At 44.4% G+C, this 25,198-nt stretch carries 21 protein-coding genes; 9 read left to right on the forward strand and 12 right to left on the reverse strand.

The features are described from left to right. Window positions 1–8 precede the first annotated feature (8 nt). The 8 genes from ACXAFM_RS01280 (at window position 9) to ACXAFM_RS01315 (ending at window position 5,996) form a co-directional block, all read left to right on the forward strand. The gene (locus ACXAFM_RS01280; protein WP_474826202.1) at window positions 9–2,102 is read left to right on the forward strand and encodes a response regulator; all 2,094 of its coding nucleotides are present in this window, start codon (window positions 9–11) and stop codon (window positions 2,100–2,102) included. A 178-nt stretch (window positions 2,103–2,280) separates the two neighbouring features. Next, window positions 2,281–2,610, forward strand: a complete 330-nt coding sequence (locus ACXAFM_RS01285; RefSeq protein ID WP_474826204.1) for a DUF883 domain-containing protein — start codon at window positions 2,281–2,283, stop codon at window positions 2,608–2,610. Window positions 2,611–2,614: 4 nt separating this feature from the next. After that, window positions 2,615–3,139, forward strand: coding sequence for a hypothetical protein (locus ACXAFM_RS01290; protein ID WP_474826206.1), 525 nt, complete (start codon window positions 2,615–2,617; stop codon window positions 3,137–3,139). 93 nt (window positions 3,140–3,232) lie between these two features. Further along, window positions 3,233–3,490 (forward strand): hypothetical protein, encoded by a 258-nt coding sequence (locus ACXAFM_RS01295; RefSeq protein ID WP_474826208.1) that lies wholly within the window; start codon window positions 3,233–3,235, stop codon window positions 3,488–3,490. 24 nt (window positions 3,491–3,514) lie between these two features. Further along, window positions 3,515–4,093 carry a CC0125/CC1285 family lipoprotein gene (locus tag ACXAFM_RS01300; protein ID WP_474826210.1) on the forward strand — a complete coding sequence of 193 codons (579 nt, stop codon included), beginning with the start codon at window positions 3,515–3,517 and terminating at the stop codon, window positions 4,091–4,093. Between the two features lie 550 nt (window positions 4,094–4,643). Then, window positions 4,644–5,288 carry a phosphoribosyl-AMP cyclohydrolase gene (locus tag ACXAFM_RS01305; RefSeq protein WP_474806234.1) on the forward strand — a complete coding sequence of 215 codons (645 nt, stop codon included), beginning with the start codon at window positions 4,644–4,646 and terminating at the stop codon, window positions 5,286–5,288. Window positions 5,289–5,595: 307 nt separating this feature from the next. Continuing rightward, window positions 5,596–5,772 carry a DUF1328 domain-containing protein gene (locus ACXAFM_RS01310; RefSeq protein WP_025255564.1) on the forward strand — a complete coding sequence of 59 codons (177 nt, stop codon included), beginning with the start codon at window positions 5,596–5,598 and terminating at the stop codon, window positions 5,770–5,772. A gap of 29 nt (window positions 5,773–5,801) precedes the next feature. Further along, window positions 5,802–5,996, forward strand: a complete 195-nt coding sequence (locus ACXAFM_RS01315; protein ID WP_474826213.1) for a hypothetical protein — start codon at window positions 5,802–5,804, stop codon at window positions 5,994–5,996. A gap of 85 nt (window positions 5,997–6,081) precedes the next feature. Here ACXAFM_RS01315 and ACXAFM_RS01320 read toward each other — a convergent pair whose 3' ends face one another. The 7 genes from ACXAFM_RS01320 to ACXAFM_RS01350 all read right to left on the reverse strand — a co-directional run bounded on the left by ACXAFM_RS01320 (window position 6,082) and on the right by ACXAFM_RS01350 (window position 14,653). After that, window positions 6,082–6,300, reverse strand: coding sequence for a hypothetical protein (locus ACXAFM_RS01320; protein WP_179983741.1), 219 nt, complete (start codon window positions 6,298–6,300; stop codon window positions 6,082–6,084). A 12-nt stretch (window positions 6,301–6,312) separates the two neighbouring features. Further along, window positions 6,313–9,255, reverse strand: coding sequence for a DUF349 domain-containing protein (locus tag ACXAFM_RS01325; protein ID WP_474832902.1), 2,943 nt, complete (start codon window positions 9,253–9,255; stop codon window positions 6,313–6,315). Next, window positions 9,245–9,538, reverse strand: a complete 294-nt coding sequence (locus ACXAFM_RS01330) for a YeaC family protein (protein WP_474826218.1) — start codon at window positions 9,536–9,538, stop codon at window positions 9,245–9,247. The genes ACXAFM_RS01325 and ACXAFM_RS01330 overlap by 11 nt, the downstream gene beginning before the upstream one ends. After that, window positions 9,539–9,865: a zinc ribbon domain-containing protein gene (locus tag ACXAFM_RS01335; protein WP_118494035.1), complete on the reverse strand. Its 327-nt coding sequence runs from the start codon at window positions 9,863–9,865 to the stop codon at window positions 9,539–9,541. It lies immediately after the preceding gene. Between the two features lie 266 nt (window positions 9,866–10,131). Then, complete coding sequence (locus ACXAFM_RS01340; RefSeq protein WP_334060558.1) at window positions 10,132–11,790, reverse strand: alanine/glycine:cation symporter family protein; 1,659 nt, start codon at window positions 11,788–11,790, stop codon at window positions 10,132–10,134. A 112-nt stretch (window positions 11,791–11,902) separates the two neighbouring features. Then, window positions 11,903–13,039: a M14 family metallopeptidase gene (locus tag ACXAFM_RS01345; RefSeq protein ID WP_474826221.1), complete on the reverse strand. Its 1,137-nt coding sequence runs from the start codon at window positions 13,037–13,039 to the stop codon at window positions 11,903–11,905. 168 nt (window positions 13,040–13,207) lie between these two features. Next, window positions 13,208–14,653 carry a glyceraldehyde-3-phosphate dehydrogenase gene (locus ACXAFM_RS01350; protein WP_474826223.1) on the reverse strand — a complete coding sequence of 482 codons (1,446 nt, stop codon included), beginning with the start codon at window positions 14,651–14,653 and terminating at the stop codon, window positions 13,208–13,210. 192 nt (window positions 14,654–14,845) lie between these two features. Between ACXAFM_RS01350 and ACXAFM_RS01355 the strand changes: the two genes are divergently transcribed. Next, window positions 14,846–15,730, forward strand: a complete 885-nt coding sequence (locus ACXAFM_RS01355; RefSeq protein WP_474826225.1) for a DUF2989 domain-containing protein — start codon at window positions 14,846–14,848, stop codon at window positions 15,728–15,730. Between the two features lie 231 nt (window positions 15,731–15,961). Here the strand turns inward: ACXAFM_RS01355 and msrB are convergent, their stop codons facing one another. The 5 genes from msrB to malQ form a co-directional block, all read right to left on the reverse strand. Further along, window positions 15,962–16,390 (reverse strand): peptide-methionine (R)-S-oxide reductase MsrB, encoded by a 429-nt coding sequence (msrB, locus tag ACXAFM_RS01360; RefSeq protein WP_474826227.1) that lies wholly within the window; start codon window positions 16,388–16,390, stop codon window positions 15,962–15,964. 98 nt (window positions 16,391–16,488) lie between these two features. After that, window positions 16,489–18,042 carry an NADP-dependent phosphogluconate dehydrogenase gene (gene gndA / locus ACXAFM_RS01365; RefSeq protein WP_474826229.1) on the reverse strand — a complete coding sequence of 518 codons (1,554 nt, stop codon included), beginning with the start codon at window positions 18,040–18,042 and terminating at the stop codon, window positions 16,489–16,491. Between the two features lie 422 nt (window positions 18,043–18,464). Then, window positions 18,465–20,552 carry a glycogen debranching protein GlgX gene (glgX, locus tag ACXAFM_RS01370; protein WP_474826231.1) on the reverse strand — a complete coding sequence of 696 codons (2,088 nt, stop codon included), beginning with the start codon at window positions 20,550–20,552 and terminating at the stop codon, window positions 18,465–18,467. A 48-nt stretch (window positions 20,553–20,600) separates the two neighbouring features. Then, the gene (glgB, locus tag ACXAFM_RS01375) at window positions 20,601–22,781 is read right to left on the reverse strand and encodes a 1,4-alpha-glucan branching protein GlgB (RefSeq protein ID WP_474826233.1); all 2,181 of its coding nucleotides are present in this window, start codon (window positions 22,779–22,781) and stop codon (window positions 20,601–20,603) included. 158 nt (window positions 22,782–22,939) lie between these two features. Beyond that, on the reverse strand, window positions 22,940–25,138 hold the full coding sequence (malQ, locus tag ACXAFM_RS01380; RefSeq protein ID WP_474826235.1) for a 4-alpha-glucanotransferase: 2,199 nt from the start codon (window positions 25,136–25,138) through the stop codon (window positions 22,940–22,942). Window positions 25,139–25,198: the final 60 nt, after the last annotated feature.

Below are 25,198 nucleotides of genomic sequence, written 5' to 3' on the forward strand. Positions count from 1 at the left end.
GGTACTAGATGTCAGAGGTTATTAAAATTCTATTGGTTGAAGATGATGAAGATGATTACTTCTTAACTTCTGACTATCTAGAACAGTGTGAGTCACCTAAGTTTGAGTTAACGTGGGTGACAAACAGTCTTGACGCCATAGAAGCGCTTAAGACGGAAGACTTTGATTTATGCTTGCTTGACTACTTGTTGGGCGCAGAGAATGCCATAGATGTTCTGGGTGTTCTGAAGTCGAACCAATTTAGCCTGCCTGTGGTTATTTTAACAGGTCAGTCAGACGTTACAGTCGATGAGATGGTGATGCGCGCGGGCGCCGCCGATTATCTACAGAAGTCCGAGATCGAGACACCGCGCTTCATGCGCACTATACGGTACGCCATGGTTCGTCGGGACATAGAAAACGAGCGCATTGAACGCAATAAGGTTGAGCAAAAAAACAAAGCTAAAGACAAATTCCTCGCTCATCTCGGTCATGAACTGCGCACCCCACTCACCTCTATTCTGGGCTATACAGAACTTCTCATTGATGACGCAAGAAACAGCCCATTCCAACAAGAGCTATCGATAATTCATTCAAACGGCAAACATTTATTGAGCTTGCTTAACGATTTACTCGACATGTCCAGGATAATGGCTGAGAAGTTAGAGTTGAACATTAAGAGTGTTAACTTGTCCGCTTTTCTTACAGATATTCACTCATTAATGCGCTTAAACGCCAAGGATAAGGGGCTGAGTTTAAATGTGGTTTCTAAAACCAAAATTCCTGAATTTATTCAGACAGATCCCACCCGACTTCGTCAGGTTCTGCTTAACCTTATTTCTAACGCGGTTAAGTTCACCGACAAGGGCAGTATTACACTCACTATAGCTCTTAACGAAATTTCGACAGATTGCGAAAAAAACCAGCGACTTAGATTTTCCGTAGACGATACTGGCATCGGCATGCCGCCCAACAAGTTACACAATATTTTTCAACCTTTTGAACAAATTGAAGATGTCATGCGCGCCAACCACGGAGGCGCGGGTCTAGGCTTGGCAATCTGTAAAGAACTGGTCACTAAGCTTGGTGGTGATATTAATGTGACATCTCGACTGGGGGAAGGCAGCACGTTTACATTTGATATTAATCCAGGTGACATTTCTTCCCAACCTAACGTCGATTTAACGCTTGGCCAGATTCAACCTGTCGAATCTAGCAGTATCGATTTAAATGTTACCGGCAGAGTGCTGATTGTCGATGACTTAAGAGAAATTCGGCGCCTTACCGGCCACCTTGTAAGTCAGTCTCAGGCAGATATTAGTTACGCGGAAAACGGTGTTAAGGCACTGGAAGCTGTATTACAGGCCGATGAACACAATCAACCATTTGACCTCGTTCTCATGGATATTCACATGCCTGTGATGAATGGCATTGAAGCGTTACACGCTATTCGTCGCCATGGTAAAGATATTCCCGTTATTGCGGTCACCGCAGCCAGTCGTAAAGGATTAAGAGAGTCGCTAATACGCGAAGGTTTTAATGACGTTATAGGTAAACCAATAGACCGCTTTGCACTAGCTCAACTTCTCTCACAATATCTTCCTCCTGGCGATCACGTCACTTTTACCAATGTAGAAGCACAAGTTGCTGACATGCCCTTACGAAAACCTTACGCGCCAGAAGAAAACATGCCTTCAAGCGACGGAGTTGAACCCTATACGAATACAGAGTTAGCAACAGAAAACACGTCTCAGAAAAAAGAAGACAGTACCTCTACTTGCAAGCGTATTTTAGTGATTGAAGACGATGAAGATGCTGCAGAACTATTGCAGCTATTTTTGGTGCACCTAGGCCATGAAGTTACCACAGAGCATTGCGGCTTAGATGCACTTAGCACCGCACAAGGCGGCAACTTTGATCACATATTAATGGATTTAACGCTACCCGATTACAGTGGTTATGACCTAGCTGGTGAACTCAAAGATAAATTGCCAGATGCAACGCTTACCATCGTTAGCGGGCATGAAGCGGATGAAGACATGATGGAATCGATTGGAATAGATAGTGCTTTACTTAAACCCGTTTCAAAAGATGACCTCGCATCTGTTGTGGATGGAAGCTAGGCTTTTGTTTTAACAACTTTGAAAATATTACAGGGGTTTGCAAGGATAACGCGTTTCTCTTGCAAACCTTTCACCCCCAAAATAGCAAGAAACGCTATCCAACTGTAAATAAAAGGTTTTTTAATTGGTACACACGTTGCAACTGTTATTGTGAACCCAAAATATTAAGGAGAGTATTATGGCTACACAAGCTTCAGCTAAATCACAAACCGTTAAAACTAACAGCACTAACGGTGTGGCTGAACCAAGTCACCCAGTAACGGATCAACTAAAAGACACTCTTCACGCATCAGTTGACAAATTAGCGGATAGTGCTGGCGTTGCGGAAGAAAACATTCGTCGCACAGCCTCATCGTCTGCAGAAAACATGTCAGAAAGAAAGCGTTTAGCAGAGCAGAAATGGCAGGCATCAAAAGTACGTAAGTACGCAATTGAGAATCCTATTCAAACTGCAGGTATCGCTTTTGCAGCAGGCATGCTAGTAACATCGCTTCTACGTAAGAAGTAAAATTATGAAAGTGCCAGATTTTCAAAAAGCACGTTATACATCGTGCCATGAAAATCCATTTCGCCTGACGCCGCCTTCGGCGCAGGCGAAGTTTCATGAAAACGCTACAGGAGAAAGTACACCCAAAGAAACGCCACCTGACGAGCAGTCAACCCAGCAACAATACCCCGATCCGTCTTTCTCCGATGTATTCAACGCATTTAAAGAAGCATTCTCTCAGAGAAAAGAACAAGGCTTTGCATTTCTTGAGCTTACTAATAGTGAACTCATGCTTGTCAAAAAGAGTTTTTTCGTTACTGTTTTTGCATGCCTCGCAGCATTTGCGGTTGGTACAGTTTGTTGGCTTATTTTAAATATTGCTATAGGCGCTATACTTCACAATGTTGGCGTGCACTACGTTGTGGTACCACTTGTGTTATTAGCACTTAATAGTCTTGCGGCGTTCGGTTTCTTTAAGCTTGCCCAGAATGCGTTCAACTATCTAAGTTTAAGCAGATTAATTCAAACATGGCGTAGGGTCTTTGGGTAAGGCATAGATTTAAAGGCGCATTAACCCTTTTGGTTAAGTTCATTTGATCAAATCCATGGACAGTGCCCTGTCAACAATAATGAGGTGAGTACTATGAACATCTTTTTGAAAGCGAATATAAAAGATATTGCGCAAAAGGAACATGCCTATTTTTCTCAAAAACATCACGCAGATGTTGCACTTACACAAGCAAAAAGGCAATGTTCGTTAATGATGGGTAAGCCAGAGACCTTACTTGGCATAGCTTCTGTTGGCGCATATAAAGGTGCAGTAGACGCTAAACCTAAGGCAAAACGCAATCAAGCGTTAACAGCGATAGGCAGAACAGCGTTGTTTTCATTGTTTCAGTGATCACAGTATTAAGGAATTTGTGAGATGAACATCAAAAGTAAAATTAAAAGTGGCCGCGTACTTCTTGCCACCGCAGGTGCGGCACTAAGCTTTGTGATAGCAGGGTGTTCATCGACACCAGTAGCTGCCCCTACCCCATACAAATCAGCGAACTCTAAAGCCTCATATGGTTATTCGAGCGAAAAAGTATCTGCAAATCAGTATCAGGTCCTTTTTAAAGCGACTGATAAAACTCCGGCCGACAAAGTACAGCAGTACGCTCTATATCGCGCCGCAGAAGTCGCACAAGAGCAAGGCTTTACTTATCTAGAGGTGATTAATACAAATATTGATAAAAAGCCTGTCATAGCGCGGGAAGTAACGGCTGGCAAAAATGAGCCAGCAATATTTCAAACAGATAGGCAATGCACTATGTCAGGCTGTGAGGAAGTTGCTCAACCGATGGCCGCCCCGAGCTCAAACGATGTTGTAAATACTCAGATTAACGACATCTACTTTACTATTGATGTAAAAATGGCGAATGATAAAAGTCGTTTAGGTAAAAACGCCTTTACTGTCTTAGAAGTGCTGTCACAGCCTCTAGAGCCAAAGAATACAAATTAGCTGAACGTCATTCTGTACATCTATACACTACATCATCAGTGTTCTGACAAAATGCTTTTCGGTACGCAATCAGTGTTACTGAAAAGCATAACTTAATTGCACGAGCAAGTCTGTGGAACGCCCTAAAGCCCACTACCTTAAATTCATAGCTACCACCCATTCCCTGAAATGCATCCTATAAAGCAGACTAAGGGCCTGCAAAATCGAGTAAATCCAGTCCTTCGTATATAAGTAAACGAATAAGCCTGCGTATAAATTACGTAATATCGATGAAGTAAAGCGACATTAAGACACACTAATCAACATGATAGATGAGACATTCATTCGTTCAGAACCGATACATGTCTAAACATCTTTATTCTTAATGACCCATTAATCTTCTATTAATGTTGTACAAAAGTCTCCGTCACCCAATCTAGCTATCATTAAACCTATGAACTGCAGAGCAGATTTGTAGACCGCTTTTTACAACGTTATACAACTTCTGCTCCCAGCAATTTAATTAGGTAATAACACGTATTTATTTTGCAAATGACTGAGGAGTCACGCGATGAAAAAGCTAAACTCGTTAATGACAAAAACAACGCTTCTTGCAGCTTCGATTATGCTAGTAACAGGCTGCAGTGCAGTGGCCAAACCGCAAATGAATGAGACCGCCACTTCAAACGTTGGTGTATTGAAGGCTAAGGCGCTAGACAATGCATTACTGTATTCGGATGAATGTATTACAGAGCGTGAAGTTGTAGCAGCACAAAAGATGTGGGGTGAAGGCATTGTACGTATTGGCGCAGTGTTTAGTAACGACGGTGACTACTCTGGCGAGGCGGCTGATTTTATCCAGGACATGTACGGATATGATTTAAGTAGTGTACTGTTTAAACCAACCCTTGCAGCAAATGATCAGTTCCGTTCAAGCTTTGATGCAGCGCTTTCTTACTTTGTCGGTGGAAATGACGCTTATCAGGAAGATAAGGGTTTTGCGATTAAGCCTTATACAAACGTGAAATTCGACAATGTAGGAATTATTAATAACAGTTGTCGGATGGCGGTGGCGATGGGTAACTACTTCTTTACTGACACTAAGGGCGGAGAAACAAAAGTAGAGTACACCTTTGCCTATGTGAAAGACAGTGATGGCGACCTGCGTATTGTCGCTCACCAATCTTCGTTACCTTACAACCCAAATGGTAACTAGGTAACGCTCAGCCCCCAATCTTCTCAGATTATGTGGGGCGTCACCTCCTCCCTTTTATAGGCAAAGCGTTTTTCCCTTTCGCTTTGCCTCTTTTTTCATCTTGAATTAAATGATGAGAAAAGGGCTTCTGCTCTATCATGTAAAAAATGCATTCGCTTGTGTAATCGTGACTCCTGCCACTGAAAATTACGTTTCAAAATTTCAATCTGAAACAAACTTAATCTATATAATTCATGCACTTAAAAAACAGGCATAAAGATAGCATTAGTTATTGTGAAAGTAACGGAAGCAATACGAGGATCTAGTTATGTTAGGTTGGGCAATCACATTTTTTATCATCGCCATTATTGCAGCAGTTTTTGGTTTTGGAGGCATCGCAGGTGCAGCAACAGGTATCGCACAGTTTCTTTTCTTTGTGTTTATCGCGTTGTTGGTAATTTCACTTATCGCTAATGCGTTACGTGGAAAAGCACCAAGGGCCTAAGAATATTTAATAGGAAAAGGAGTAAGGATATGTTTTCATTTAAAAATTTAACAAAAGTACTAGTAGCATCAGCATTTGCACTATCACTAGCAGCGTGCGGTGACGGTGAGGCAGAAGACGCAGGCGAAGAGCTAGACGAGATGGTTACCGATGCAGGTAACGCCGTTGAAGACGCTTGCGAAGATGTGAAAGAAGGCGTGGACGCTGAAGATAAAGACTGTTAATCACATTTTTATCAAAAAAAGGGCCAGACAATTGTCTGGCCCTTTTTGTATTTAGCAGTCGACGTGGTTTTACATCACTGGCTAGTTAAGACACTTCTTCACCACCTAACTCTCGGGCAAGGTCATCCAGTGTAGATAGCGTAGAATCAAACTCCCCTATCCCGTAACGGTACTGTACACTCACGTGATGATCGGTACGTCCGAATTTAACTCTCAAACCTTCAGCATCAATATGCTTTACGGTATTTAAAAAACGATATGCAGACATTTCGGTTTCAAATTGAAACTCAACACTGTTTTCCATTTATTTTCCCGATTAAGCCACAATTTCTGGGTGAGCATGAATTACTGCCACAACACGTTGAAGCAGATTATTGTCCGCTTTATCTATAGAGTCGTAGGATAACCAGTCGGCAAGAATGTCGGGGGCGGTCGCCACCTCTCCTTGTTCCAACTTAGACGTCATCATTTGTAGCTGTACACTAGAGCGTATAGATGCATCTGCATCCGGGCTTGGCATACCAGTTGCAACTTCTAATGCTACCGTTAACCATTGTCTGTCGTGCTGAGTTGTTTCATTTCCAGTAGACTGACATAATACGTTCGCCCAACGCTTCCCTAACGTTTCCGCTAGAGCCTGCTCGTCACCACTTCCCTCACCTACATTTAGCTGTAGTAAAGAAATCAGAGCCTGAGCTCGCGCCAATCGGGCTTGAGATTGTGCATTTTTCGCTTGCGCCGCACGCTTACTTTCAAGTGAATCAATCTTTTTATCTACTTTCGTACGTTGCGCTTTAGGCAAGTCGGTTAACTGAGCGCGAACGTCGCTCATTGATTGACTAAACGTGACATCATCGCTGTTGATGTCAACAGCTTCCACTTGCGTGAGTAGCGAATCTACTAACGCGTTAAATGCATTATTTTGTACTTTCCGCTCGGCTTTTAAACGTTCAAATACGGTGTCATTGGCAGCTTTAAATTCTGCCCACAACTTACTCTCTTCACGTTTACCTGCATGGCCTACTTGCTTCCACTGGCTTTGCAATTGCTGAGCTTTGTCGGCAGCGCCAGCGACATCTTCTTCCGTAGCAAGTTGACAAGCTTGAGTGACTAACGCACGCTTTTGAGCTTGATTATCGCTTTGCCACTGAGTCACTTTAGCCTGGATGGGCGATGATACCGCCTTCCATTCTTGCTTCAGCTGTTCATAAATTTCACGTTCAACCTGACCTGCAGCATGCCACTGTTTAGACGCTTTATCAAAAACCTTCACTAACTCGGCTTCTGGCGTGTTAATGTCCATTGCCTTAACGGTAGCGATAATCGACATGCGCTGTTCACGGGCAGCAGCCCGCTGCGCATCTAACTTCGCGTAATGCGCTCTACAAGGCTCGAAGGCCTTTTCAAGTGCATCATCGAATTGCTGCTGTAATAACGCGTCTTCGCTGCTTTCTTCGTTACTAGACGATGAAGGCGTTAATGATAACCATTGCTTGCGCAGATACTTAATAGCTTCGCTTCTTTGCTTAATATTTTCTGCATCAGCACTGGCTAATGCTTTTGCTTCTTCTAAAAGAGCGGGTTTGCGCGGCGCCGCAAGATAATCCTGCCACCCTTCTAAGCGTGACACTTCGCCAGCCGTTTTTTCAAAACGCTTCTCTACATATTTCTTAGCTGAATCAGGAAGCGCAGCATAACTTTCTTGAAGCTTTGCAAACTTTGAAATGGCAACGCGAAACTTGCCCTGTTCAATTAAGTTGTCGATAACGCTAATGTGCTTTCTAACGTGTTTTACTTGCTCATTTTCTTTGGATTTTTGAGCACGCTCTTTGGCATTTACACTGTTTGTGGCTGCGTTAAAACGTTTAGACAACGCCTTAGGAATGGCATCGATTTCGCGGCTAAGCGCTTTATACGCTTGACGTGCTTCGTCAAACTCCGCTTTGAGAGCCACTACACTACTGCTTTGTACTGCGTCGCCACCGTTTACTTGACTCAAATCTTCAGGTGATGCGCTAGCTTCTTCAGTGCTTACATCACGAATATCTTTATCTGACCCGTTATCAGCCGCTGAAACGATCTTAGCGGCAATATCTTCGAGCGACTGAAGTTTTATCAGTAGCTTTTGGCTGTATTGCTGCTGGATAGAGAAGCGATCAAGTTGCTCGTTTAGTTCGTCGACAGAGCGCTTAATCTGTGTAATTCGTTTCTCAGTGGCTGATTCATCATCTAAACGGGCTAGCTGCTCAAGGGTGGCTTCGACACCGCGTACACTTTCATTAACTGTTGCAACATCAGCAAGCGTAGCTTCACAAAGCCTGTTATTGTGCAACCAAGCTACCTGCTCCTTGGCATAAGTAAGCTGCTGTTCGCACAATGCTTTGGTATTGGCACGTTGCGACGCTTGTTGTTTCTCTTCCCATGCTGGGCGGATACGGCTTAAATATCGCTCTACTTGTTCGGTTATACGAGCGCGCTTTTCTTCATAATCAACACGCTCTTCCTCAACAAGCAAATCTATTTGTGCGAATAATCCCGTTAGCTCGCTTTCTAACTCGCTGCGCTTCTCTTCGATAGTTTCAACGTCTGACTTATCGAGTAAAGCTTGGTATTTAGACAGCACTAAAGTCAGCTGCTTTTTGAGCTCCAATGGGCGCTTTGCAGCCTTTTTAATAGCGTAAATGCGCTTATTAATTTGTTCTGTAAGCGCATCACTTGACACTTTCTTCGCAAGCTTTTGCAAATCTGCCACGTCTGAATGTGCGTTGATCAATTGACTCTGCAGTTGCGGACTTGCACCTTCTAAAAAGACAAACTGGGTGAACGAAGGCTTCGCCACCTTTTCGATTAGCGCGTTAGCTAATGCATCATCTTGCAAAAGCTTAGGCTCTTTCTCCAACATTTGCGGTACTAACTGCACGACTAAATCAGCGTTAGCTGTCTCAGTTAAAAAAGAAAATATCTCTTGGCGGGAAAGTGTGACATCACCCTCGCCCATCAAAGCGGCATTTACCTTTCTCTCAGCTGCTTTTTTAACGCGAGACTGCTTGGCAATTTGCGACATTTTAAGCCACAACACAAAGCTATTCAGCTTTTCAAGTGCCGCGAGGCTGACATTTGCATCCTCGTCATTAAATGCCAGTTCGTGAAGAATTGTTTTTTCCTGTGCCTTTTCGGGAGAAAGATTCTCTATTGCCTGCATCCGTTTTTCAGGCTTTGGGCTTTGGTGTGAAGGCGCAAATATACGACTAAATATCATCCTGTTTAAACCGCGCTATTGTATTATTATCATCCTGCTCATCGCGTAACGAGCGTTTAAAGTCGGCTTTACTTTTATGTACGATTTCGCCGCTTTCACCCACTGTCATATGCTCAGAGGACTTTTCTATTTTTGCTTGATACAGCATAACAGCCTGCATGCTGCTTGCTTTCTGCTCGTCATTTAGAGGTGTGCCATCTGGCCACTTACCGGTTTCAACAGCCTGACGCAGACGCTCGTAAATCTCCGGTGTCATGCTGGCTACAAGTGCTTCTATATTCATTTAGGAAAAACGCTTTATATAAACAATTCGCGCGCGGTTTACTAAGTACCATACAAAGCCAACCACGGCGCCCAAAATAGCTAAATTATGTTGCAAATCACCCGGGCGTGTCCCACCCCAATACATAAAACCAAAACTCGCAACAAATATCAGCATAGCAATAAGCGACTGGTTCTGGATACTGGCTAACTTTTTAAATCTTTGTAAGCTTTGTTTGCGCTCTATATCCTCTGAGGTAGCGTCTCCGATTTTAAAATCGCAGTGAGGGCACGTCTTCGCTTTATCAGACGTTTTTTTATTACATGAAGGACAGTCAACTAATGCCATATGTTGCTCCTGTTTACTTGATGCGAATTAGAAATGCTTAAACGCATCTAAGTACGCCAGCATTTTACGCGGACGGGTATCATACTGAAGTTCATCACAACAATGAAGTCGATTCTGTGGATTAGCCTCCTCGTTACAAAACAAAAATGCGCAGGGTGTTAACTTTTGTACAAAGTTCACCACTGCGCATTTTTACCTGCTGCCTTTTCGGTTCGCTTATTCGCCTAAAGACTTAAGCAGAGGCAGTACCAAAGATAGTTTTAGTGTTATTTTTTGTGTCGAGACCAGTAGTCATTCACTGTTTCTTTCATTTCCTTACATAGCAGCATGATGCCGAATAGGTTTGGCAAGGTCATTACTACAATTGCTACGGCAGAAAGCGCCCAAACAAGTGTAGTATCAGAGAATGCCGCCCAAACAAAGCCTGCCACGTAGATAACGCGATACGGCATCACCGAGCGTGGACCAAGCAAGTAGGTCATAGCGCGATCGCCATAATAAGACCATGCGATAGCGGTCGAGAAAGCGAACAACATAAGGCCGATGGATACAATGTACTGCCCTGCGTCTCCAAAGAAACCACGAGTAAAGGCAATAGTGGTTAGCGCTGCTGAGTGAACTAGCGACTTGCCGCTTACTTCAAGATTATCTTTGACCGGTTTTCCGTCGACAATCTTTAATGTGCCGGTAAATAAATCTTCACTACCTACTGCGTACTTCACGTCTTCTGCTATAGAACGTGCATTAAGTAGGGTAAACCCGTCGCTTACGGCAGTGCCGTTAACAACTGTAATTGAACCGGTGTAAGGTTCAACACTGTTTCCTTCAATTTCGTTCAAATAACCATAAAGCTTGTTTACGTCTGCTTGATTTGTATCGTCGTATTGGCCTGCTACGAAGTACATGTCTGAACGGTCGAATACGTTTTCGTGTTTTTCTTTCCAAACCCCTGACGACAGAATAACTAAACCAGTAACGGTACAAATTAGAATGGTGTCGATGAAAGGTTCAAGTAGTGAAACCATACCCTCTGACGCAGGCTCTTTTGTTTTTGCTGCTGCGTGAGCGATAGGTGCAGAGCCTTGACCCGCTTCGTTCGAAAACAAGCCGCGGTTAACGCCACGGTTAAACGCATAAGCTAAAGAAGCCCCTAAAAAGCCACCTGCAGCTGCTGAACCGGTAAACGCATCGCCAATAACTGCGGCAAATGATGGACCGATATTTTCTAGATTAGCGAAAATAACGGCAAGGGCACCAATAAGATAAATAACAGCCATAACGGGAACAACACGCGCTGTAAACGCGGCAATGCGTTGGATACCACCAAGAATAACCAAAGCAAGAAGAATACCCAGTACGCTTCCCACTACCCAGGGTTCGAAGCCAAAGGTAGCTTCAATACTTTGTGCAATACCGTTGCTTTGTGGAAGATTACCTGTACCAAATGAACTGACTACTGTGGCAATTGCAAAGGCTACCGCAAGCCACTTCATGTTCAAGCGGCGGTCCATATAATACATGGGGCCACCCGCCATGGTGCCGTCTTCTGTCTTTACGCGATATTTATGCGATAGGGTTACTTCTACAAATTTGGTTGTCATACCCAAAAAAGCGGTTACCCACATCCAAAATAGTGCTGCGGGGCCACCAAGGAAAATAGCGAAAGCAACACCTGAAATGTTACCTGTACCTACGGTACCAGACAATGCAGTAGTTAGTGCACGAAAGTGCGTGGTGTCACCTGGATCGCTCTCTTTATCAAACTTACCAGTCACAACCTGCCAAGCGTGTTTAAAGAAACGAATTTGCGGAAACTTAAGATAAACCGTAAAGAAAAGACCTACGCCTAATAGAACATAAGGAAACCAGAACGCGCCCCCTAAGAATCCATCGAGCATAGTTAGAAAACCATATAACCCTTCCAACGTTATTCCCCTTTTTTATTATGTTTAATTGTTGTTTTATTTTGATAATTAAAAGGCCTCTTTTTGTCGAGGCCTTTTTTACAGAAGCTTTCGCTTCCTTATTCTTATTTTATTACTCTGATGCTTTTAGCTTTTTAACAACTGCATTCACACCAATAAGCAAATCTTCACCTAACTGACGGCTACGCTGCACCGACCAACCGTATATGTCGTCTGGTACATCAGCGTTGTCTTTAAATGGCATTTCTACCGTGTACGCCATACATTTGAATTTCTCGCCCACTGCATTTGACGCTACGGTTAAATTAGCCTTGCCTGGTTCGTCTTTATCGTAGCCAAACTCGTCTTGAAACTCTGGTGTCGCATTTAAAAGCGCATCTTTAAAGGTGTTTTCTAGCATCTTTATAGTGTCATTGTAGCTAGGGTTACCTTCGCTTCCTGCTACAAAGTTGTACGGCAATGCCTCATCACCGTGCAAATCAAGATACATGTCTACACCAATTTCGCTCATTGCATCCAGTACGTAAAGTACTTCTGGGCTTTTTTCTTGCGAAGGCGTCGCCCACTCGCGGTTTAGATTGGTTCCTACAGCGTTAGTACGCAAATGACCGCGTGCGCTGCCGTCTGGGTTCATATTTGGCACAATGTAGAAAACAGCACTATCAAGCAACTGTCGCGCCAAACCATCTTGCTCGTCGAGCAGACGGTAGATAATACCTTCGGCACACCACTCGGCCATGGTTTCGCCAGGGTGCTGACGTGCCGTGATCCAGACTTTTTTCTTTTCTGGTGTTTCTTCACCGATAACCAGCATAGACATATCGCGGCCATCTAGGGTAAGGCCTAAAAACTTATGCTCGCACAATAATGACATTTGCGCGTCGTGCACAAGATCAAGGTGGCGTTCGTAGCTATACGGAATGAAATACGCAAAGTAAACGCTGGGCTGTTCTAGCGTTAGTGAGAACGTAAGGTTATCGCCGTCAAATTCGCTAGGAATTCTAAACCAAGTTTGACGGTCGTAAGACGCTAGAACGTTATATCCTTTCCAACCTTCTGGATACGCTGACTTAGCCAGATTACCAATAGTCATTGTGTGAGTTACAAAAGTTTCGCCCACTAAACGAAAATGGAACCACTGAGCAAATTCAGATTGGTTGTCGTTAGGAATGGTTAGACGGATATCGTCTGGTGATTGTGCGCTAACAACTTCAATGTTACCGCTGTCGAATTGACTGGAAATATGCATAGACTGTCGTTTTCCTCATTATTTGAGCGCTAATTTAGCATAGACGTAAACACAAATTCCACGCACACAGCGGGTTTTGTACTGTCGAGAGTATACAAAATGTTTACACCATTAAAAAACCGACCACTTAGGTCGGTTTTTTGTACAGTTTCTTGTAATGCGTGTTACTTACAGCGGCAACGTAGGAAAGCTTAGTCCTGCCATGTCACGAACTACGCGCAGTACCTGACAGCTGTAACCAAATTCATTGTCGTACCATACATATAGCGTCAGGCGGTTATCGGCGGCGATAGTTGCCTGAGAGTCAACCACAGATGCAGCGCGAGAGCCGACTAAGTCTGTAGATACAATCTCTTTACTAGCTGTGTAATCAATTTGGTGTTGAAGCTTTGAAAACAGTGCGGTATCGCGCAAAAATTCGTTAACGGCAATGCGATCCACCGGCGTCTTAAGATTTAGGTTTAAAATCGCTAGCGATACGTTTGGCGTAGGTACACGTATAGCGTTACCGGTAAGCTTACCTGCCAACTTCGGGTAGGCTTTTGCGACGGCTTTTGCTGCGCCTGTTTCGGTAATAACCATGTTAAGTGGCGCGCTACGCCCGCGACGGTCGCCCTTGTGGTAGTTGTCGATAAGGTTTTGATCGTTAGTGTAAGAGTGAACCGTTTCAACGTGACCGTTTTCAATACCATACTCTTCGTCTAGTGCTTTAAGCACTGGCGTTATCGCGTTAGTCGTACAGCTTGCAGCAGATACAATTGTATCTTCCGGTGTGACTTCTTCGTCATTTACACCGTGCACGATATTTTTAATGTCTCCTTTACCCGGCGCTGTAAGGATAGCTTTCGCTGCGCCTTTCGCTTTAAGGTGAAGACCAAGGCCATCGCGGTCACGCCAAATCCCTGTGTTATCTACGATGATAGCGTTGTCTATACCATATTGGGTGTAATCCACTTCTTCTGGACTGTTGGCATAAATGACTTGAATGTATGACCCGTTCGCTTTTAGCGCATTACGTTCATGGTCAACTGTGATGCTGCCGTTAAACGGACCATGGACAGAATCGCGGCGCAGCAAGCTTGCGCGTTTTTCTAGGTCGCCATCGCGTCCGCCTCGAACCACAATGGCACGTAGGCGAAGCTTGTTGTTTTTACCCTGACGCTCAATAAGCAAGCGAGCAAGTAAACGACCTATACGGCCAAAACCATATAGTACAACGTCCTGAGGTTTCTGATCGTCCTCTTTGTCGGCAACGTCGTTTAGTTTTTCGTTAAGGTAGGCCGTAAGGTCGTTGTTGTCGACCGCAGAACCGTAGTGAAAATCAAAAGCCAATTTACCAATATCAATTTGTGCAGGAGCAAGCTTCATGGTGCTCAAAGCTTCTAAAATAGGGTAGCTTTCGCGTAGGCGTAGCTTGATACCTTCGTGCAGACGCACTTTGCGGTGCGCTTTAATAACATCAATAGCACTGGCGTTCAGTAGCGAGCGTCCATAAACTGAAATTTCAACTGCCTTATTGCGGTACAGTTTACCAATAAGGGGCAACATCATTTCTGCGTATTCCTGACGCTCTTGCCAGCTGCTTTGTAATTCCTGCTCAAACTGTTGATTCATGCTTCTGCCTTCATCGATATTAAATTAACGGTGTTGTCATTGTTGTCTGCGCAACCAATTTATTATTGGCCCAAACGCTTCTAACTAATCCTAATTACGCGTCAGCTTTTTCTTATTTTTAGGGTACACTAGGTGAGTTTTCGCCTGACGGTGACGAGCAGTATCTTAAATAAACAAGCAAGGAAGACCAAATTGTTGATAAGTTTCAAAACCTCTATGAAAACTCGTACAACAACGAATTTATTTAGTAAGTTTCCAACAAAAAAGCATCTAGCGACAGTGTGGCTGGCAGCAGCGACAACACTCACCGGTTGCGGCGATCTTTTTGAACCTACTATTAGTGAAATTTGTGAATCTCACAGCGAGATTTGCTTAGATTTGAGTTTGGATGCCCGTTGTCGCGGCGAGCGAGCTGAGATTATTCGCTTACGTTACTACAATCAAGATTCAAAAGACGACGCTTACAAGTACCCGCTCCTTCTGAACTTCGAAGAGTATCTCACCTGCGTTGAAGAAGTGCAGCATATCGAACACGTTAAACGCAAAGGCAAGGAAGCGACACGGCTAAAAGGCGTTATTACTGCCCGGCGTGAAATTAAACGCCTAAGCCGCGAGACGAAAGACTCCCTTGATCCTTATCTTTCTTACTATCACTGGACACGATACAACGACAAAGATGCTTTTCATCGCTTCGAGCGCTTTGCGGCCAGCAATCAGGTCACCGATCCAAAATTATTAGTCGAACTCGCTTCTGTGCAAATAAAAACAGACCAGAAGCGCACCATCAATACTCTCTATCGCGCACTGAGTTTGTATATGGATAGTGATAATATTGATGTCAGTATCTTTTACTCTCTCGCTTCAATGGGAATGGACAGAGAGAACTATCGCCTTGCTTATGTGTGGTATGGAGTCGCTGAAAACTATGACGAACGACTTAACGAGACACAACGCATGCAGCTCGGTAAGAAGTACGCCCTGCCTGTTGAGATATTGGACAATATTGTCGATGAAATCGTCAGTAGTCTGAATAGTGCAACCTTCAACGCAGATTCGTTAAAACTCGATAATCTTTAATTTTTTGAAATTCAATTACACAATTTCATTAGTAAATAATTAAAAAAACCGCCTTTTATGGGCGGTTTTTTTGATATTGATTTCAAGGCGCTTAATGCAAGGTTAAATTTTAACCAGATGTTTACCTTATACCAGTCCGCATTGATAATTACCCACTGAGGAGGCCATTATCAATGCAGACTAATATTGCCTAGCGCTCAATTGAAGTAATGACCCATCTGACTTGGCCATTTAACCTTTAATTTCTGTATCGTCTTCACCTTTAAAGGTCATAGATAGCGAATTTACGCAGTACCGTTGACCCGTTGGCGCAGGACCATCTGGAAATACGTGGCCCAAGTGCGAGCCACACTGCTTACAAAAAATCTCAACTCTACGCATACCGTGACTCAAGTCTTCTCTATAATCTACATTCCCGTCATCAAGCTGCTTGTAGAATGAAGGCCATCCACAACCGGCATCAAATTTAGTATCTGAGGGGAAAAGTGGCGCTTCGCAGCACTTGCAGACGTACAAACCATCCCGCTGTTCGTCTAGCAACACACCGGTAAAAGGCCGTTCAGTGCCGGCTTCCCGACAAACATAATATTCCTCATCGCTAAGCTCAGTTTTCCAGTCTTTTTCAGTCGGTGATGCGTTTGGGTTCTTACCTGTCGACATAAATTACCTCTTAAACAAAAAAGGTGTATTTGAGAACAAATACACCTTTTCATAGTTTACGCTCAAATATGAACGTTTGTACCACTATTTATTTAACACTATCTCTTGATAGCAGTTTGTGGACGCGCGGGATCACTCCACTCAATGTGATACTTCTTGCCCGCTGGCTTATCTACTCGCTGGTAGGTATGCGCGCCAAAGTAATCGCGCTGGCCTTGTAACAAGTTAGCTGGCAGTACTGCAGTGCGATATGAGTCGTAGTAGCTAAGCGCAGACATCATTGCTGGGCACGGAACCCCAGCAAGCGTTGCCTGAGCGATAGACTCCCGCCAGTCAGCTTGATACTGCGTAATTTGCTCTGCAAAGAACGGATCCATAAGCAAGTTTGCTAAGTCTTCGTTGTTCTCGTAAGCCTTAGAAATCGATTGTAAGAATACCGCGCGAATAATACAGCCTGCACGCCAAATCTTTGCGATTTCACCAAATTCAAGTGTCCAGCCGTGTTCTTTGCCTGCCATTGCCATCAACTGGAATCCTTGGGCATAAGCACAGATTTTCGAGCAGTAAAGCGCTTGCTCTAGCTTATTGATGATAGACGTTTTTTCTTCATCGCTGAACGTTGGTGCATCAGGTCCAGAGAGTACTTTACTAGCAGCAACACGCTCGTCTTTCAAACTCGAAATACTACGTGCGAATACCGCTGAAGTGATGGTCTGTGCCGGACTACCTACTTGTAACGCGCTTACTGCAGTCCAAAGGCCAGTGCCTTTTTGACCTGCTCTGTCTAAGATGACATCAACCAACGGCTGCTGCGTTTCAGGGTCCATTTGCTCAAGGACTTCTGCACTGATTTCCATCAAGTAGCTATTGAGCTTGCCTTCGTTCCACTTTCTAAATACTTCCGCAATTTCAGCAGGCGCCATATGCAGCGCTTCACGCATAACATGGTAAGTTTCGCAGATAAGCTGCATGTCTGCGTATTCAATGCCGTTATGCACCATTTTTACATAGTGCCCTGCCCCAACGGGGCCAATATAAGTCGCACATGCTTCGCCTTCTAACACAGGCTGACCTGGCGTATGGCTTTCTAATGGTTTACCTGTTTCTGGGTCAACCTTTGCAGCAATAGCTTTAAGAACAGGCTCAATGCGTGTCCATGCATAAGGGTTGCCTGAAGGCATAAGAGATGGCCCGAAACGAGCGCCTACTTCACCACCTGACACGGCGGTAGAGAAGAAAATAAATTTACCTTTGTACTGCTCTTCACGTGCCACAGAGTCTGTCCACAAGCTGTTTCCAGTATCAACCACTATGTCGTCAGCGTGAATACCCGCATCGATAAGGTGATTACAAACATGGTCAACGGGGTCGCCTGCTGGCACAGAGATAATAATAAGATGCGGGGCTTTTAACTTGCTTAAAAGCTCGGTGTAGGAACTGCAGCCTTCAACACGAGGCTCAGTATTTTCGGCTCTTTCGCTTGCGTCTTTGGCAAGAATAGACTCAACCTTATTTTGGTCTAAATCAAAACACGCTACACGATAGCCATGGTCCACTAGGTTCATGGTAAGGTTACTACCCATCACCCCTAAACCAATAAAACCAATATCACACGACTTGTCTTCGTGCGAATTACCACCTTTCTTTTGCATAGGAACACCCTCACATTTCAGATGGCTGCGCATGATACCACCAGAAAGAATAAAGAACAGCTTAAGCTCACAATTTAGCGCGCGCTGGTGTAAATATCACCAGCGGTAAACATTAACAGGTTTTTTAGGCCAGTTTGAATCAGAAATTTGTATTTATTTAGCGTCAGGTAATATACACATCAACACGCCGAGCAAAATTTATACAACTGTAAAGACACTGTAGTGTTTTCTAGCTGTGCGCGTCGCTCGCTAGATACAAGCGTCTGGGCTTATCTAGCTAAGTTTACTTCGCTAGATAGAAATTAATAAGGTTTGCGTTCGCTATTAACGCCGTGAGCTTTGTTAAAATAAGCGGCACTTGGAAGACAATTAAGATCCAACATGCAGCATTGCGGTTTTAAGTCATTTTGAGCGTTCAACTACTATTCCGAAAATTGGGAAAAACTGAACAACGTGAGAGATTTACTGGCTTGTAAAAATACCTTTTGAATACAAATCGAAGGTTGTTCATCTAGTGAGCTGTAGCGCGTGTCTAAATGCATGGTCCACCCGCCTTTCGGCATCACAGTTGGCAGGTGAAAACGCACGTCGCTATCGCTAGCGTTCACACACAAGAACCAATGCTCGGGCTTTTGGTCGCCAATAGCACAGCCCTTTATTTCAACACCAAACGCTTTGTTGTGGTGCGCATTCCAATCTTCAGACGCTTTGTCCGACCCGTCTGGCTTGTACCAATTAATCTCTTTAACGTTTCTCGATAGTGTAAAAGTATCGTCATGAAGCTTTAATTCACTTAACAGTGACGACGATTGACGCAAGCGCACTACGTACTGGCAAAAGCTTAAAAAGTCCTGTTTACGCTTGTTCAGTTCCCAATTCATCCAGCTAATGGGGTTATCCTGGCAGTAGGCATTATTATTGCCGTTTTGGGTACGACTTAACTCATCACCGCCGAGTATATGGGGCGTACCTTGGGAAAAAATAAGGGTTGCGAACAGATTGCGTTTTTGACGCTCTCGCATAGAAAGAACTCGCTCGTCATTCGTTTCCCCCTCAACACCATAATTGGCAGACAGGTTGTGTCCATGACCATCTCGATTTTCTTCTAAGTTATCAAGATTGTGGCGCTCAGCGTAGGTCACCATATCGTGCAGCGTGAAGCCATCGTGATAAGTCACATTATTTACCGATGTGCTGATATGTCGTCGACCTTTGTGAAAAATATCGCGCGAGCCCATTAAGCGGGTAGCAAAATCTGCAGTAACGCCATCGTCACCACGCCAGAACGCACGCACCGTGTCACGGTATTTGTCGTTTACCTCTAACCATGGTGACGGGAAGTTGCCGACTTGGTACCCATTCGGACCAATGTCCCAAGGCTCAGCGAGCAGCACCTTGTCTTTTAAAACCGGATCGCTACTGATGGCTCTCAGTAACCCTGATTTGTTATTATATTCCTGCGGCTCTCTTCCTAAACAAACTGCCAAATCGAAGCGAAAACCGTCAACGCCAATAACGGATACCCAATGACGCATGGCATCCAAGATAAGTCCCATCATAAATGGCTGGGCAGTATTCACTGTGTTACCACAGCCAGAGTGGTTGGAATAAACTAACTCTCCGTTTTTCGTTTGTTCTATCAAATAAGCTTGGTAAGGACAAAAGCCCTTGTAGGATAGAATTGGACCGCCAACACCTGCCTCTGCTGTATGGTTAAATACCACATCAACGATCACTTCTAGGCCTGCACTGTGATAAGCGTCAACCATAGACTTAAGTTCAGCGAGCGCATCAGAAACACCATAGCGGGGTTCAGGGGCAAAGAAGTTGACCGGGTTGTATCCCCAATAGTTTGTTAAACCCTTATCGGTGATAAAAGGCTCTGGCATAAATGAACACAAAGGCATGAATTGCACCGTTGTTGCTCCTAAAGCCTTAATGTGATTAATCACGCTGGGGTGAGCTGCACCAATAAACTTCCCTCTGTGTTCTTTTGGCACATCAGGGTGAAGTTTTGTTAACCCTTTTACGTGAGCTTCATACACCACGCGCTTGTGTTTAGGTATATTGGGCGAACTAACATGATTGGTTGCATAGTCATTATGATCTATGACTATGCACTTTGGGATCATAAACTGAGAGTCGTGCTTGTATTGCCTTGCGTCCCACTTTATTGCACGGCTGATTTTTTTCGCGTACGGGTCAATTAGCAATTTTTCGGTGGGGACAGCATGTAAACCGTTTTCTCCGCGTTCGACACGGTACCCATAGTATTGACCCGCATTTACACCGCTAAAATGACCGTGCCAAACATCGCCGGTTTTCTCGGGCAAAGGGTGCTCGCTAATGGCCTCCTCTGTGTCGCTGTTGAAAAAACACAACACGACTGCCTTCGCATCGGGTGCGTAAACAGCAAAATTACATCCATCGTGAGTCAGTGTGGCGCCAAGTGGTTGGGCTTCGCCCATTCCACTTCCTACTATTAGCGCGGTGTCTAAAGTTTCGTTCACTACGTTCTCAATTTATTTATTCGCTAAGGCTTACGCGCCCTAGAAGGGTTAATCTACGTTGGCAACATAAAATACCGTGGCAAGCGGCGGTAAGGTAATCTCAGCAGAATAAGGACGCTCATTCCAAGGCTGAGGTTGCGTATTTACATTAGAGACAACATCATAGTTGCTACCCCAGTACGCACCATCATCAGTGTTCAGCAACAGCGATAGCGTGCACGCATCATCCACGCCTATTCTAAATTTCTCACGTGGTACAGGTGTAAAATTAGACACCACATACACTTTCTGCTTTGCATCTTTTGACGTACGCACAAATGAAACTAGGCTTTGACCAGCGTTACTGTGATCTAACCAAGCAAAGCCGCTAGGGTCATGGTCTTGCTCGTATAGCGCTGGCGTCGACGTATATAGGTGATTGAGCGCTTTATAAAGCGCTTGAACACCCTTGTGTTTATCATAATCGAGCAGATGCCAGTCTAGGCTGCTGTCATGGTTCCACTCACGGGCCTGTGCAAGTTCATTACCCATAAAGTTAAGTTTCTTGCCAGGGTGACCGTACATAAAGCCCGCGTAACAACGCAAGTTTGCGGCTTGCTGCCATTCATCGCCTGGCATTTTGTGCAGCATACTGCCTTTGCCATGCACAACTTCATCGTGTGAAATAGGCAATACGAAGTTTTCGTCGAACGCGTAGACCATACTAAATGTGATGTCACCATGATGATAGTTGCGGTACGCAGGGTCTTTAGCGATGTAGTGCAAAGAGTCGTGCATCCACCCCATATTCCACTTAAAACCGAAGCCTAAGCCACCGTCAAAAACAGGTCGAGAAACCTTCGGAAATGAAGTTGACTCTTCAGCAATGGTCATGGCGTCAGGGAAGTGTTTATACACCTCTTCATTCATCCATTTGAGTAAGCTAATGGCTTCATAATTTTCGTTGCCGCCATCAACGTTTGGGATCCACTCACCGTCGTTACGTGAATAATCGAGATAAAGCATGGATGCAACAGCATCAACACGCAATCCATCCACGTGGAATTTATCTAACCAAAACAGTGCATTTGCTACTAAGAACTGACGTACTGTATCTTTGCCAAAATCGTAAATGCAAGAATTCCAATCTGGATGCCAACCCTTTCTTGGGTCTTCATATTCATAGACACATGAGCCATCGAATCTTGCTAAGCCGTGACCGTCTTCAGGGAAATGCGCTGGTACCCAATCAATAATTACGCCGATACCCGCTTGGTGGGCCTTATCAACAAAGTATTTGAATTCATCTGGGTTTCCGAATCTGCTCGTTGGAGCAAACATGCCCACTGGCTGGTAACCCCATGAACCATCAAAAGGGAACTCTGAAATAGGCAACAACTCAACATGAGTGTAACCCATATCGCTGACATAGCTTATCAAATCATCAGCCAGCGCTTTGTAGGTTAAATAGCGCGCCTCTGTTTCAATGCCCGGGCGCTTCCAAGACCCTAGATGTACTTCATAAATGCTCATCGGGCTGCTGTATTTATTGCCCTTTCGCTTTTCCATCCAAGCGCTATCATTCCACTTGTAGAAGTTGTGGTCATAAATTTTCGACGCGTGCGATGGGTATTGCTCTGCGCTGAAACCTAGGGGGTCAGCTTTGTGCGGCAGGTCATGGCCGTGCGCATCTTTAATTTGGTACTTGTAGCGCTCTCCTTCACTGAGTTCTGGCACAAATAATACCCAGTAACCCATAGAAGTCTTTTCCATAGGATGTAAACGACCATCCCACTGGTTGAAATCGCCAATAAGTGAAACCGAACTTGCATTCGGGGCAAACACGCAAAACCTTACCCCTTTTACAGCTTCACCATTTGGTGAAGCCAAGGTAATAAGTTGCGCGCCACCTTGCTCATATAGGTTCGCAGGCGTGCTATCAATGTAATGTACTGCGTGATAAGCCTGTTCGGAAAACTGATAAGGGTCGATATAACCTTTGTCGCCTTTGCCTTTAACGAGAACCCGATAAATTTCGCCCTGATAGTTTTCTGGCAGTGGTGTTTCGAACAAACCATTGCTTGAAGTAACGGCTGTGTCCTTTAGCGCAGGATTGCCCCATTTGATCGTTATTTCACTCGCATTAGGATTCCAAAGGCGAAGTATAGAACTTTGCTCATTTGCAACTACACCTAAATGGGAAAACGGCTGAGAACATAATACCTGTTCGAACTGCTGCGCTAATTGCATTCGCTACTCCTAGTAAAAACCCGCATAGCAGCGGGTTGAATTGAGAGCTTAAATGTACCGTTCAATTTTAAGCTCTGTCTAGTACCGTCGTGGTACTTTATCTTACTCGTTTAAGTTGCCTAGGCAACTGTCTGTTATCAATTCTTTGATAATGACAATTAACCTTGGCTTGCTTGTTTTCTAGCATGAGTAAGTTTAGACGCTAACTCATTTATATCATGTCTATCAAACATCGACTCAATATTCTCAGTTAGCTTTCTGCGCCAATTTGGGTATTCATCGAATGTACCAGGAATGTTCACCGGCTTATCCATTTCTAACCAGTCTTCTAACTGAAGGCTTAACAGCGCACTTGAACCACCAGCCATGTGCACCTGCATACCGTTATTTAGATCGCGATTCATACCCGTGTGATTCACATCGCGACCCACATTGTCGCCAATTGAACCATGTCCATGCAGCGTATCAAGGATCGCTTGTTTGTTTTCATGACGATCTGCATAAAGCGTTTGAAGAATCTCATCTGTTGGATATAGCCCTATTTCTTTACCCAACTCTAAATCTAAACAGTGCCAGTAGCCGATAAGCGTTGGCATATCGTGGGTGGTCAAGGTTGACATGGACTGAACTGGATAATGACTAGGCGAGAAGAAACCACCGTCTTCTGCTTGTTCGAAGAAAAATACGCGATAAGAGTACACGCCGTTGTCAGCAAGCTTACTGCGGATTTCTTCTGGCACGGTGCCTAAGTCTTCACCTATGACAAGGCTTTGGTTACGGTGGCTTTCCAGCGCTAAGATACCAAGCAAATCATCAACTGGATAGTAAACATAACCACCTTCTTTTGCGTGGTCGCCTTTCACAACCCACCACAAACGCAGCAACGCCATGACATGGTCTATACGCAGTGAACCTGACGACGCCATATTAGACGCAAACAGGTCGATAATAGGTTGATAGCCCTGTTCATATAGCTTACGAGGGTCCATTGGCGGCAAGCCCCAGTTTTGTCCTAGTGGGCCCAAAATATCCGGCGGCGCGCCAACACTTGCACCCGTGCAATACAGATCTTTATTACCCCAAATTTCTGCACTGCCTTCGCTAACACCCACCGCTAGGTCGCGATAAAGACCAATGGTCATGCCGGCATCGGTTGCTTTATTACTTGCCACTTCAAGTTGCTGGGCAGCAATCCATTGAAGGAACAGGTAAAACTTAACTTCTTGCTTGTTAGCATTTTTAAACTTAGCCACTGCTGGATTGTGATAGTCTTTATATTCTTGTGGGAATACCGGCCAACCCCAACTTTCTTTACCTTTAGCTTTTAGGTGTGATTGCAGGGCATCGTACACTGCCAACATATCTAAGCTTTCACCACCCGCTTCCACAAAAGCATTAAACGCCTTATTTTGTTTGGTGCTTTTACGAAGGTATTTAGCATCGTAAACATCAAACACCGCTTTAAGCGCTGCTAACTTCACATGGGCTACTGCTTCATAGTCTACATGCTCAACATTACGGGCATGTTCTAGCGTAGCTCTAAACTCATCACTGTTAACTACCGTTTGCACTGATGCATCGTCGTAACCGTCAATAGCAGTTACATCGATATATAAATAGTTTAACCAGCGACGTGAGCTCGGCCCATAAGGAGAGCACGCATTAGGGTTAGCTGGGTAAAGCGCGTGAATTGGGTTAAGCCCGATAAAATCTGCGCCAACGCCCGCGGCTTTTTCGATAAGTAGTGCAAGGTCTGAGAAGTCACCAATGCCCCAGTTCTTTTCGCTGCGAACGCAGTAAAGCTGAACACTTAGGCCCCAGATTTTTTTGCCTTCTTTAATCTCTTTCGGTGTATAGCATGCCTCTGGTGCCACAATTAAGCGAGAGCGTGCGAATTCATCATCATCTGCACTTAATGCTACATCGTGATATCCAAGTGGTAAATCTAAAGGTAGGGTTACTACGTATTCATGAAATTCAACATCATCAATGTGCGCCATTGTCGTCATTTCTTGATCAACAGGCGTAAATTGATGGGTCTGTACGTCACCATTTTCACACGTAACAGTAAGTGTATGGTCGTCGTTGACCAACTCGATGGGTAAGCGAACGGCTAAATTTATTTCTTGGGTGTTTCGTACAACTTGAACAGGATTTAAAGGCGACAACCATACCGATGTAATATCTTGGTTAATTTGTGACTGAATTTTCTCATCACTACTGGTGTCATAGCCTAGCGTGTTTAGCAGTTTCGCTTTGCTTGATTCTGCGATGGTTGCTGGTTTTCCCCATGCGTCGACGTATTGGGTTTCAATTCCCCGCATTTCAACCAGTTGTTGCAGAAGTTGTTGTGTCATCGTGTGTCATTCCTGTTATTCGGTGAAAGACGCATAGGCCAAAGGTGCAAAGTGCGTCTG

The sequence above is a fragment of the Alteromonas sp. ABD4_190 genome (assembly GCF_056160105.1).